The sequence below is a fragment of the Micromonospora sp. ABR4_055 genome (genome assembly GCF_056160425.1).
The window spans coordinates 1-11,985 of sequence record NZ_JBSWXD010000181.1 but is presented as its reverse complement, the minus strand read 5'-3'; the positions used below and the strand labels follow the sequence as shown (position 1 = coordinate 11,985).

Sequence of the window (11,985 nt, the reverse complement as noted above, 5' to 3'; positions counted from 1 at the left end):
CCCCCCCCCCCCCCCCCCCCCCCCCCCCCCCCCCCCCCCCCCCCCCCCCCCCCCCCCCCCCCCCTCCCCCCCCCCCCCCCCCCCCCCCCCCGCTGGACTATCTCGCCGCCCGACTGATCAACGGCAAACTCAACGGCACGCCGGTCGAACGCTCCGTCGACCTGACCCGGATCGAGCGCGCCGTACGGGAGATCCTCATCGCCGTCGGCGAGGACCCGGACCGCGACGGGCTGCGCCAGACGCCGGCCCGGGTCGCTCGGGCGTACGCCGAGCTGCTCGCGGGCCTGCGGGCCGACGCGGCCCAGGTGCTCACCACCACCTTCGAGGCTGACCACGACGAGCTGGTGCTGGTCCGCGACATCGAGGTGATGTCGCTGTGCGAGCACCACATGCTGCCGTTCCGGGGCGTGGCGCACATCGGGTACATTCCCGGAGCGACCGGCCGGATAACCGGCCTGTCGAAGCTGGCCCGCCTGGTCGAGGTCTACGCCCGGCGGCTACAGGTCCAGGAGCGGCTCACCTCGCAGATCGCCGACATGCTGATGAGCCGGCTGGAGCCGCGCGGTGTGGTCACCGTGCTGGAGTGCGAACACATGTGCATGGCGATGCGCGGCATTCAGAAGGCTGGTGCCCGTACCATCACCTCGGCCGTACGCGGTGTGTTCCAACGCGACGCCAAGTCCCGTGCTGAAGCGATGAGCCTGATCATCCACAGCTGACGCCAACTGCCCGATTCACCCGAGCAGCGAGATCAGCGCCGCCAGCACCAACGCCAGCACCAGCGGGACCGCGCAGACCAGCGCCCCCACCAACGGTGTGCGGTCCGGCCGCTGGCGCGGCCCGCCGAATACGAAACCGACCGCCAGCCAGCCAAGGCCGAACGCGACCAGCGGCAGGACCAGCCCGCAGCCGAGCGCGTAGCCCAGCGGTGCCTGGTCTCCGGCGACCACGAACATGGCCAACTGGATCATCAGGACGATCACCGCGAACGGCCCGTACACCAGCAGGTTGCGAAGCCACGGCGGGGGACCGCCAGACGGACCCGCCGCGACGGCCAGGTCGCCGTTGGCGGCGTCGACCTGCGCGTGCGCTCGCGCGATCGCCGCCTGCCGGGCCGGCGACCCGACTGCCAAGGAGGCAGGCATCCGCACTGCGGCACCGACCGAAGCCCCGGCTGAGGCACTGACCGCGGCGTGGACCGCGGCTACCTCCGGCGGCATCGGATTGAGCAGGCCAGGCGGTACGCCGAGCATGACCAGTTGACGCCGCTGGACAGCGAGCCGGTCGCGCAGCACCGTCAGGTCCCTTGAGCGCCGGTCGCCAGCTGGACCGTCCGTTGGCCGCCCTTGGCCGTGGCGTAGCCGGGCCAACCGTCGGGCGGCCGCTACGTACTCCGCCCACTCGTCTCCGGTGCCGTTCCCAGTCACGCCGCGCCCTCCGCAGTGTCGGCTACGACGCGCCCCTCCCCGGTGTCGGCTACGACGCGTCCCTCCCCGGTGTCGGCCACGACGCGTCCCTCCCCGGTGTCGGTCCCGGTCCCGGCCGGTTGGAACGGGACGAAGACGGTGCGCCGGTCGGTCTGCGCGTCGTACAACAGACCACGTTGCGGGCGGGGGTGCCAAGCCGGCAGCCGGCCGGCGAACCCGACTGGCCCGGCCGTCGCGGCCTGCTCGGTCACCGGCCGGTCGAGCAGGACGATCCCGGAGATCAGGTCCGGACTGGGACCGAGAAATGCCAGGAACGAGTCCGGCTGCTCCCAGCCGGAGAGCAGATGGATGCCGCGGGCCGGCCCGGAGTCCAACAGGTTGCGCAGGCGGGCGGCGGCCGGCCCGCCGAGCTCGAGAACATCGGCGGTGGCGATGACCAGGTACGCGGGGCCGGCTGCGTCGCCCAGCGTCCGGAGAACCTCCAGATCCACCACCTCGGTCGGCTGACGGACGCCGACCGCTCGGGCGAGGTCGGTCAACTGCCGGCGGTCGTGTTCGCCCATCGACAGCAACAGGATGCGGGCGGTGCCGGGCTGGTGGTGTGCCGCGGCGCTGCGTACCACCGTGGCCAGCAGGCTCGCGGTGCTCTCCCGGGAGCCGAAGATGGCGAGGTGGCGACCGGGGGCACGTTCGAACCGGAACTCCGCTGTCCGCCCCGGCAGCTCGACGGCCCGGCCGAAGAGTCCGGCTGGAGTGTCCGGCGGGTCGGCCAGCACCCGCTGGTAGGTCTCGTCCGATTCGAGCTCCGGCTGGAGGTAGCCGGCGAAGACCTGCGGCGGCCGGGCGTCGGCCGCACGGCGCGACCACAGCTGCCGGCGGAGCCCGGCCAACCCAGGCCGGTCCGTGTACGGATCCGGAAACACGACGGTACGTTCGTGGCCGCGGGTCGCCCCACGCGGGCCGCCCAGCCCGCCGGCGGTGTTCACCACTGCCCGACCCGTCGGCAGCCCGACCGCGGCGTCGTTGCTCGGCTCCAGGAGCCAGTCACCGCCGGCCAGCACCACCCGGACCGGAAACTGGCTCAGCAGCGAATCCCGCCGCCACCAGCCACCGCCGGTCGACCCGCCGGCCGGATCGGGGCCGACCCAACCGCCTGAGCCCACCCAGCCGCCCGACCCGTCAGGCTCATCGGATCCGACGCTCTGCTCCGACCCGGGAGCTGGGCCGGTCCCGGAGTCGGCGATCAGCAGGTGGACTCCGCTGCCGCGCCCGCCCCTGGCGATCCGTTCGAGCAGGTCGAGTGACTCGTCGGCGACCGGTCCGGTCAGGTCCAGCATTGGGGCCGGATCCTTGAGCACGCAGAGAACGCGGGTCGTGCCCGTGGCGGCGGCGAGCTCGGCGAACCGGGTCGTCCCATTGCGGGTCGCCAGGAAGGAGCGCCGGTCGACCTCCGCCGCCACCTGACGCAGCACCGACAGTCCGTACTCCGGGTCGGCGTCCACCCCGGCCGTCGCGATGTGCGGCAGCCCGGACGGGTCGGTGACGCCGGGCAGCACGCTGGTGAACGACTCGCCGGGCGACAGGTCCACCAGATGCAGGGTCACCTCGGCGGGATCGTGCCGTACCGCCAGCCCGTACAGGAGGGCGGTGAGGAACTGGTCCACCTCTGCGCCGGCCTGCCCGGCCACCAACCAGTGTGGGGTGATGTCGTTGAACCGGAGCAGGACCGGCCGGTGTCCGTCGAACCCCGCTGCGGCCACCAGCCCGTCGGCGGCGGATCCGGCGACCGTTCCGTCCGCCGGGTCGGGCAGCAGGTCGGTCAGCGGTGGGCGGGCACCGACCTCGGACCGGGCGACGAGTTCCGCGCACACCTGGTCGATCAGCTGCTGGGGTGGCTGCCGGTCCAGGTACACCGGCGCGTCGAGACCGCCGAGGTGGTCGCCGCCCGCTCCGGCCGGCAGGTCGCGGAAGGTGTCCCCGGGCGGGTCACCGACCAGGACGTACGGATTCCGTAGCCGCACCATGGTGCTGCACGGCAGGTCGGCGCGGGTCTGCTCGGTGTCCAGCGGAGGCGGCGGCCAGCCGGCGACGACCAGATGCAGGCCATGCTCGGGGCCCACTTGGGCAAGCCGGGCGATCCGGTCGAGCACGACACCGTCGGTGAGTTCGGGCAGCGAGGCGATTATCAGCAGCATGAACCGCCCCTGCCGGTGGTGCCGGGCGACCGTCGGTCGGGCCGGTCGGATCCACTGCTCCGCCTCGGCCAGGGCGGCCCGCAGCCCGGTGACGTCGGTGGCGGCCGGGCGCAGTACGCCGGCCTCGGTCAACGGCCGGAAAGGGCCGAGCACGTCCTCGCCCGCGGCACCGACGCCGTCCACCGTGCGCACCGACACCCGTTCCGGCGGTACGGCGGCCAGCAGGCGGAGCAGCACGGCCCGCAGCAGCCCGGCGACCCGTCGGTCGCGGATGTCGCCGTCGAGCGTCAGATGCCCGCTGCCGAGGAACGGGACGACCACCGGGAACCGGGCGTCGTCCAGTGGCTGGGCGATGCCGATCCGCAGGTGGCCGACGTGGTCGAGACCGCCCATCGGCATCGTCGGGGTCTGGGCGTCGAGCGGGGCACCCCACCAGCCGGGGGCCAGCCGCGCTGCGAGGCTGCGGAGCTGCTCGGCGACCTCGTGCTGATCGGAGCCGGTGGTACGGCCGCCACCGGCCGCGTCAACCTGGTCCAGCGCGGTGACGACGGCTGCCGCCGAGCGGTGCAGCGCGGCGGCGCGGTCCAGGTCCATGCCCATGTCGACCACCTGCCTACCGCTGTACGGCAGCTCGTCCGCGAGCGCCGGTTGAGTTCAGACCTGAGACGGTATCCCAGCCGGTCCGCAGCCGGATGTGGGGTGACCGAGGTTTCCCGCCTGATCAGTACTCGTCAGGGTGCTTCGCCGGATATGTGACCAATAAGGACTCGAACCGGCTATTCAGTCTCACGTTCGCGACGGATACTGTCGAGGGGTGGAGCAGACCCGGCCGGCGGCGGCCCCTGTACGCCGTGGACGGGTGCCCAGGCAGCGAATCGCTCCCGGCGTCGGAGTGCCGCCCGTGGTGCCACCCGGCCGCCGGCTACGGCTGGCGTTGGTGCTGGCTGCCGGGATCACCGCGCTGCTCTGCCTCGGCGGCGTCAGCGTCGCGTTCGTCCTCTACACCAGCGTCACCACCCCCGACCGGGGCACCCCCGAATCGACGGTCCGTGGCTACCTCGTGGCCTACCTGTCGGCCCGCGACGACCTCCAGGCCGACGGTTTCACCTGCACCGACCCGGATCTGTCGGCCGTCCAACGGCTGCGGGAGCAGGTCGTTGCCAGCGAGGAACGAGGCAGCACGGTCATCGTGCGGGTCCAGTCGGTCGCGCTGGTGTCCGAGTCGGAGAGCTCGGCGGTGGTTTCGGCGACCGTACGACAGACGGCCACGTTCAACGGCCGGATGTTCGCCACAACTGCCGACTGGCGGTTCCACGTGGTCGACCAGGGTGGTTGGCGGGTGTGTGGAGCCGAACAGACGAGCTGAGCGCTCGACCGCCTCGGTCTCGCCGGCAAGGCTGCCGACGTCACTCCACCCAGACCAGATGGACCGGCAGTTCGATCGTCTCCGGCGGCTGACCCGTCCAAACCCACCGGTACCAGGCCAGCTCGGTGGCCGCCCGAACACAGATGTCCCCATCGGCGCCGGAGTGCAACTCGGTCACCGCGCGCAGGTCGCGGCGCTCCTGGCCGTCGTCCATGTGCACCAGCCGTCGGCCGACCAGCGGCCCCGCGTCAACCACCGGCACCGGAAAACGGGGTGCCGGGGCATCCAGCGACACGAGCCGGGACAGCACGTCGCCCCGCCCGGGGTGGGTCAGCGTGTCGTCCGGCTGCTCGACCCAGACCCGGTCGGCCGGTACCAGGGGGGCGAACACCTCCACCCCCTCCGATTCGGCCCGGTACCATTCCTGCTCCGGCAGCACCGGCACGTAGGTGCGGCTGCGCTGCACGACCTTCTCGTCGCCGCGCAGGTCGCCGCGCCATCCGGTGCCCGGCAGGCCAACCCAGACCCGCCGGCCGCGTAGCGTGGCTGCGACGGCGGCTGGCACCAGCGCTGTCGGTCGCGGCGGTCGAGGCGCCCAGTTCGGTTGATCCGCGAACGGGTCCGGCATCGGGTCCCGGGTCAACGCAGTTTCCTCCGGTCGGTCAGCCACTCTCACCGAGCGGCGCGCCCCGCTCCCGCATGAACGGCACCGGGTCGACGGCTCCGCGGCTGCTGCGGTCTGCGTTGAGATGGATCTCGTAGTGCAGGTGCGGGCCGGACGAGTTGCCGCTGGAGCCAACCTCGCCGATCACCTGTCCGGCGTCTACCAGGTCGCCTTCGCCGACTTCTGGCCGCTTCACCATGTGACAGTATCTCGTGATCACCTGGTCGGCGTGCAGGATGTCGACGAACCAGCCGCAGCCACCTTTGCTGGGCGAGCCGTCGACGTCGCAGTCGAGGCGGCCGTACTGGTCCGGGTCGCACCGGGAGACGATGACGCGGCCGGCCGAGGCGGCCCGGATCAGGGTGCCTTTCGGCTGGGCGATGTCCACGCCGTTGTGTCCGGGCCGGGAGCTGGTCCGGAAGCCGGACCCGACGTTGCCCGGCACCGGTCGGGTCCATCCTGAGGCGGCGACCTCGCCGTCGGCGGCGCAGCGCAGCAGCCCGTCCGGGCCGGCGACCGCGCGGGCCGCGCCGCCGGTGAGGATGTTGACGATCCGGGTCGCCAACGGTTCGTGCTTGGCGTACGCGTCCGGGAAGGCACTGACCTGCACCCGCTGGGCGGCGTCGGTCAGCGCCATCGTCTCCCAGCCGTCGATGGTCAGCAGCTTCTGGTAGAACTTCTGCGACGAGTACGCCGGATCCTGTAGCTGTACCGGGGTGCCCCAGCCCTGGCTGGGTCGCTGCTGGAACAGGCCGACCGAGTCGTGGTCGTTGCGGTCGCCGAGATGCCCCAGGTTCCGCAGTGCCGACTCCTGCATGGCGGTTGCCACCGCGATCACCCAGCCGCGCGGCGAAACCGACAGCTCCGCGCCGGTGTTGATGATCACCGCCGCGTTGGCGACCTGGTCCGGCCCGTACGGCCCGACCCGGGGCGCCTGGTCGGGGTCGACCGGGCCGTCCCGCCCGCAGCCGAAGGCGGCGAACAGCGCCGAATCCGGCTCGTCGTCGCTGAACAGCACCGCACCGATCCCGCCGGTGCAGCAGAGCAGCACCAGCGTCGCGGTCAGCGCCACGGTCAGGGCGACGTGCCGGGCGGCGCGGGTCCGCATGCCGGGGCTGTCGTTCATGCCCGCACCCAGTCGACGCCGTCGACCAGCCACTGTCCGTCGGAGCCGGTCAACCGTAGCCGCAACGTACCGGAATCCACCTCGATCACCACCTCGACCAGATTCGTCGCGTACGAAATGACCGCCGGTTCACCGGTCAACCGCTCGGCCGGCACGGCCACCGGATCGACGCCGACCAGCTTCTCGGCCAGTTCCTCGGTGGCGTACGGCCGCAGCCCGGCGTGCCACTGCTCGGCGTCGAGGCCGCGATCGAGCCAGGCGGTCGCGAACGCGACGGCGACCGTCGGCGGATCTGCGGCACCGGGGCTGGTCACCGGGTCAGGGGCAGGTGCCACCGACCGTATTCCGTCGTCACCGGCGGTCGGGTCGATGGTCAATGCCGGTTGTGGTCCGGGTGCACCCAGCAGTGGCCCGCTGGTCCCGTCATCGCGGCCGACGACCTGACCGACGCCGACCACGCTGACCACGACGACGAGCAGCACGACCGCCAGCCCGACCCGGGACCGGAAGAGGAACCGGGTCAGCAAGGCGATGACGGGACGCATTCCGGGTCACCGAGCTTCGGTACGGATGCGCGGCTTCGGCGCCTCGTCGGGCTTGCGGGTGCTGTCGGGCCGGTAGACGGCGTACTGGTGCTCTTCGGCCGGGACGTCGGGCGCGGTCCACGTCGACGCGCGACGGGGTCGGCTCGATGGTCGGGGCGACCCGGGCTGGGCGGTGGGTTCGGAGCCGTCCTCCCGGCCGTCCGGCCGCTCCCTGGCCGGTCCGGTGCTGCCGGCACCACCGGCGGGTTTGTCGCTGCTCGGGTCCTCCAACCGGGCCTCCGGCCGCACCACGGTCTGCTTGACGACGGTCTGGTCCCGTCCGTCCTTGGACTTGACCACGACCTGTTCGGGCTCGCGGGTCTCCCGGGTTTCCCGGAAGTACCGCAGGTTCCACGAACTGCCGCCGCCGTCCCGGCCGCCAAGATCGGTGATCCGCCGGTACGGACGCAGCAGCAGCCAGCCGACCATGCCGCAGAGCCAGATCAGTACCACCTGCAGCCAGCCCGGCAGGGTGGGGGTGCTCATGATCAGGTCGACTGCGAACAGGTAGACGGCCGCCCCGGTGCCGAAGATCGCGATGTTGAAGACGGCGGCGACGACCGCGTTGCCGAGTCGACGCATCCCCGCGCCGGCCGGCCGGAGCAGACCGATGGTCCCGAGGATCGGCGCGGCGACGACCGCCCAACGGAACAGCAGGAATCCGAGCAGGACCAGCAGCGACGCGGCGAGGTCGAACATGGCGAACATGGCCGCCGCGAAGATGGCGATCAGGCCGGTGCCGACCCGGTCCATCTCCCGGATGCCCTGCAGATGCTCGTACGCCTCCGGATCCTCGGTCCGGATCTGCTCGGCGACCTTCATCCACTGCTGGTTCTTGGCCTCGATGATCGGTTCCCGCAGTGCCGGGTCGGCGCGGATCTCCTCGATCTCGGACCAGGTGAACGCCTGGGCGTCGTAGAGCACCGGGCCGTACTTCTTGGCGGTGTCGGTGTCCGCCGAGCCGAGCACGCCGCGCAGCCAGTTGCGGTAGAGCATCGACGACGTGGTCGTGTCGCTGGCCCGCACAGCCGGCGGACGCAGGTCCGCACACTGCTGCGGGTCGGGGTACGGGCACTCCTCCGGTGTCACCTCGACGGCCCGCGGGCCGACGGCCTCGTGGACCACGCCCAGTGTGCTGGTCAGCGCCTCGTCCGCCAGGTTCGCCGAGCGGACCGGCCAGGCGGCGATCGCGGTCACCACCACCATGATCAGGACCGCCCAGCCGGCCGTCGTGATCATGTTGCTCATGTCCGACTGACGTGACCGCCAGATCAGGTACAGGCCCACCACACAGAGGGTGATCAGCCCGAAGACCGTGAACACCTCTTCGTAGATCGCCGTGGTCGCCTGCGCCACCAGCGGGTCGGCCCAGGCGTACATGGTCCCCGGGTCCCAGGCCCGTTCCCGGATCGCGTTGGACGCGCCGACGATCGCGGTGGCGACCATCATCTCCAGGTTGGCGACCCCGTTGAACACACCTACGTCGGCGTTCACCACCGAGGAGGCACATCCGCCGTTGAGGTCGTACGTCGGGAACCGGTAGCCGGCGTACCCATAGTTGGTGTAGTGGCCGATGGCGCCCTCGGAGGTCTCCGGCTGGGTGGCGAACCAACCGCCGAAGCCGGAGTCGGGGGCGCTCGGTGCTGGCGGGTCGAGGCACTGCGCGCGGGCCGAGCTGACGTCCTGCAGTCGGTCGAGACAGGCCCGGAAGTCGGCCTGCCAGGCCTCGACCGGACACAGGTCGGCCGGTGCCTGGGCGGGCAGTTGGGCGACCGGCCCGGCCGGGGCGGCCTGGGCCGGAGCGGCCGCGCCGAGTACCGGCCAGGAGATGCTCGCCACGGCGGCTGTCAGGACGGCGAGCAGGAGCGCGGTGCACCGGGTCGCGGTCCTCGCCACGTCACACCTCCAGGTCGCTGAGCGCGGTCGGCAGACCGGCGGGTGCCGCCTGCGGCGTACCGGGTGTGGTGTCGAGGTGGTCGAGCAGTCCGTCCACGTATGAGACGTCCACCCGGACCTTCTGCACCCGACCGTCCACGTCGCGCATGATGAACTCCCGAAAGCCCAGTCGGCTCGCGGAAGAACTGTCTACGCTAGACAACGAGGCGAGCGTCGCCTCGTAACCGTCGTCGACCGGGACACGCAGCAGGCGCAGCGCCTCGGCGGCGATCTCCTCGTCCTCGGCGATCCGGCCGACGAAGACGGTGGAGACCAGGTTCTGCACGTCCAGCCCCAGGATGTCCCGTGGATTCTGCGACGAGACCAGCGCGGCCAGGTTCCACTTGCGGGAGTCGCGGGCCAGCCGGACCAGGAAGGACCGGCCGGAGCGCCAGCCCTCCATGAAGTGCGCCTCGTCGAGGCCGACGAGCTTGCGTGACCCCATCGAGCCGCCGTAGCAGCGGCGTACCGCCAGCCGGTGGGCGGTGTGCAGCATCGGCAGAGCCAACGCCTCCTCGGCCGACCAGTACTCGCGTTCGATCTTCAGGTCGGGCAGCCGCAGCCCGGCCATGGTGATCACGGTCAGCGCGGCGTCGGCACCGAGCAGGCCCGGCTCCGGCGAGCCGAAGAACAGCAGGGCCAGCGGCATCTCGGCGGTGTCCAGCAGCAGGTTGGCCAGCTCACGGCCGTCGTCGTCGAGCCCGCTGAGGCAGGCGACCACGTCGTCCAGCGTGGAGGTTTCTTCGGCGGGCACCTGGCGGACCGCGTGCCGCAGCAGGGTGGCCGTCGACGACTCCCGGGCCACCTGCGGCGGCACCAGCATCATGCAGATGTCCTGGACCAGCATCCGGCGTTCGGCCCGGGCGTTCGACACGGAAATTTCGTACTCGCGGTCGCCGGCGGCTCCGGCGGCGAACTCGCCGCGCACCGGTGTGGGGATGAGAGAGTACGGTGCCAGGGTGCCCTGTTCGGAACCGGTCAGGTTGAGCACCCGCGAGTACGGCCGTAGCTCCGGCATGGCGCAGAGCCGGGCCAGCGGCCCGGACGGGTCGAGCAGGGTGACCTGCACGCCGCGCCGGGCGGCCAGGTAGCCGAGGGCGCCGAGCAGGGTCGACTTGCCGCCGCCCGGCTCGGCGACGAAGACGGCGAGCCCGGAACGTTCCCGGACCTCCATCGGGAAGTGCAGGTCGAGGAAGACCGGCCGGCGGCAGGTGCCGGCGGTCCGCCCGATCAGGTCGCCGCGCCGGTCGCCGACCGTCGACGCGGCCTGCGGCAGCGCGGCGGCCAGCAGGTTGACCGGCATCCGTCGGATGTATCCGGTGTTCGCCACCGGCTCCCCAGGGATGAACTCCCGGGCCAGCCAGTCCTGGTTCTTCGGATGCTGCAGCGAGATGCGCATTTCCCGGGAGTACAGCTGGATCAGCCGGCGGGCCCGTTCAAGACACTCTTCGCGGGTCCGGCCACCGACGGCGATCCGGTGCCAGCCGTGCGCCCGGGCGGACTCGACCGGCAGGCCGGTGGTCATCTCGTCACCGATGTGCAGGGCCCGCTTGGCGAGCCGTTCCAGTTCCGGCGGCGCGTCGATGCCGTGCTCGGCGTAGTCCAGTTGCTGGGAGCGGATCATCCGGAGCCGGTGCTCCAGGTTGCGGAACGAGTCGGCCGGCCCGAGCAGGTCGATCCGGGAGGAGATCTCCATCGGCCACGGCAGCCGTTCGTGGAAGTGCATCCACGGCTCGTGGCGTTCCGGGATCTCCAGCGGCTCCATCCGGCCGACTGCCAGCACCGCGACGTGCCGCTCCTCGCCGGTCATCCGGTTGACCAGCTTGAGCGTCGAGCCGTACGGGGTCCGGTAGCGCTCGACCTGCTCGGTGAGGGCGAGCAGGTCGCCGCGGTCCCAGTTGCCGTTTCGGACCGGCGAGAGCATGGTTGGCGGGTTCATGCAGAGCGCGACCGACCGGTAGAGCAGCCATTCGAGTTCGCCAGCGGTGACCCGTCGACCCCGCATGCCGAAGGCACCCAGCACCTCGTCGAACTGCTCGACCATCCGGCCGAGCCGGCGGCGTTCGCTCTCGGCGACGCCGCGGCCGAACAGCCGCAGCACCCGTTCGGACAGTGAGTCGCCGAGCGACCGGCGGGCGAAGGTGATGCCCAGGTAGGTCTGCCCTTCGGCGTGGTTGACCGCCATCAGGTGCCGTTGCGCGGCGACCAGGTGGTCGGACCAGGAGACCGCGTCGGAGACGTTGGGCAGGGGGTTGCTGGTTAGCGAGTCGATGGTGCGGGCCCACTCGTCGGCCGGGAACGGCCGGGTCGTGCGGCGCAGGTGCACCCGGAATCCGGCCAGGCCGGCGTACTGCTCGGAGATGGCTGACAGCAGCACCTCCCGCTCGGCGTCGGGCCGGAACGCCCAGCGCACCTCGGGCAGCCAGTACCAGGCGGTCACGGTGTTCGGGGTGAAGGTGAGGTGGCCGGCGATCTCGGTGATGGCGAGTTCGGCGGCCGGGTCCCGGTCGGTGAACTTGACCTTCGGGGGGCGGACCGGCACCGGCTTGATCAACTTGTCCGGCCGGTCGACCTCGGCGGCCCAACGGCAGGCCCACCTTCCCCTGCCACTCCCCGGTGGCTGTGTGGTGGTTCGACAATCCGCCTATTGTTGTTTGTCTTTCCTTTTTTTGCTTTCCTCTTCTTCCC

General features: G+C 71.7%; 8 protein-coding genes and 1 pseudogene. 2 read left to right on the top strand and 7 right to left on the bottom strand.

Features of this window, described 5'->3' with window-relative positions:
* The first annotated feature begins 92 nt into the window (after nt 1-92).
* Complete coding sequence (folE, locus tag ACXAHD_RS28265; protein ID WP_475054416.1) at nt 93-719, top strand: GTP cyclohydrolase I FolE; 627 nt, start codon at nt 93-95, stop codon at nt 717-719.
* 15 nt (nt 720-734) lie between these two features.
* Here folE and ACXAHD_RS28260 read toward each other — a convergent pair whose 3' ends face one another.
* Nucleotides 735-1,427 carry a hypothetical protein gene (locus tag ACXAHD_RS28260; RefSeq protein WP_475054413.1) on the bottom strand — a complete coding sequence of 231 codons (693 nt, stop codon included), beginning with the start codon at nt 1,425-1,427 and terminating at the stop codon, nt 735-737.
* A complete protein-coding gene (locus ACXAHD_RS28255) occupies nt 1,424-4,222 on the bottom strand; it encodes an FtsK/SpoIIIE domain-containing protein (RefSeq protein WP_289211984.1) in 2,799 nt (932 codons plus the stop codon). The genes ACXAHD_RS28260 and ACXAHD_RS28255 overlap by 4 nt, the downstream gene beginning before the upstream one ends.
* 259 nt (nt 4,223-4,481) lie before the next feature.
* Between ACXAHD_RS28255 and ACXAHD_RS28250 the strand changes: the two genes are divergently transcribed.
* Nucleotides 4,482-4,988, top strand: a complete 507-nt coding sequence (locus ACXAHD_RS28250) for an Rv0361 family membrane protein (protein ID WP_281552794.1) — start codon at nt 4,482-4,484, stop codon at nt 4,986-4,988.
* A 40-nt stretch (nt 4,989-5,028) separates the two neighbouring features.
* Here ACXAHD_RS28250 and ACXAHD_RS28245 read toward each other — a convergent pair whose 3' ends face one another.
* From ACXAHD_RS28245 to ACXAHD_RS28225, 5 genes and pseudogenes are all read right to left on the bottom strand, one after another.
* The gene (locus tag ACXAHD_RS28245) at nt 5,029-5,616 is read right to left on the bottom strand and encodes a hypothetical protein (protein WP_281555805.1); all 588 of its coding nucleotides are present in this window, start codon (nt 5,614-5,616) and stop codon (nt 5,029-5,031) included.
* Between the two features lie 34 nt (nt 5,617-5,650).
* The gene (locus ACXAHD_RS28240; protein WP_281552795.1) at nt 5,651-6,778 is read right to left on the bottom strand and encodes a M23 family metallopeptidase; all 1,128 of its coding nucleotides are present in this window, start codon (nt 6,776-6,778) and stop codon (nt 5,651-5,653) included.
* Nucleotides 6,775-7,323, bottom strand: coding sequence for a hypothetical protein (locus ACXAHD_RS28235; protein ID WP_281552796.1), 549 nt, complete (start codon nt 7,321-7,323; stop codon nt 6,775-6,777). Before ACXAHD_RS28235 ends, ACXAHD_RS28240 begins: the two co-directional genes overlap by 4 nt.
* 6 nt (nt 7,324-7,329) lie before the next feature.
* Nucleotides 7,330-9,258 (bottom strand): MFS transporter, encoded by a 1,929-nt coding sequence (locus ACXAHD_RS28230; RefSeq protein WP_475054409.1) that lies wholly within the window; start codon nt 9,256-9,258, stop codon nt 7,330-7,332.
* Nucleotide 9,259: 1 nt separating this feature from the next.
* Nucleotides 9,260-11,845: pseudogene (locus ACXAHD_RS28225) on the bottom strand (ATP-binding protein); the annotation flags it as partial.
* Nucleotides 11,846-11,985: the final 140 nt, after the last annotated feature.

Excerpts from the sequence above, each read along its gene's own strand:
- ACXAHD_RS28255 (WP_289211984.1), bottom strand. The coding sequence starts at position 4,222 with ATGGGCATGGACCTGGACCGCGCCGCCGCGCTGCACCGCTCGGCGGCA.
- ACXAHD_RS28235 (WP_281552796.1), bottom strand. The coding sequence starts at position 7,323 with ATGCGTCCCGTCATCGCCTTGCTGACCCGGTTCCTCTTCCGGTCCCGG.
- ACXAHD_RS28240 (WP_281552795.1), bottom strand. The coding sequence starts at position 6,778 with ATGAACGACAGCCCCGGCATGCGGACCCGCGCCGCCCGGCACGTCGCC.
- ACXAHD_RS28245 (WP_281555805.1), bottom strand. The coding sequence starts at position 5,616 with ATGCCGGACCCGTTCGCGGATCAACCGAACTGGGCGCCTCGACCGCCG.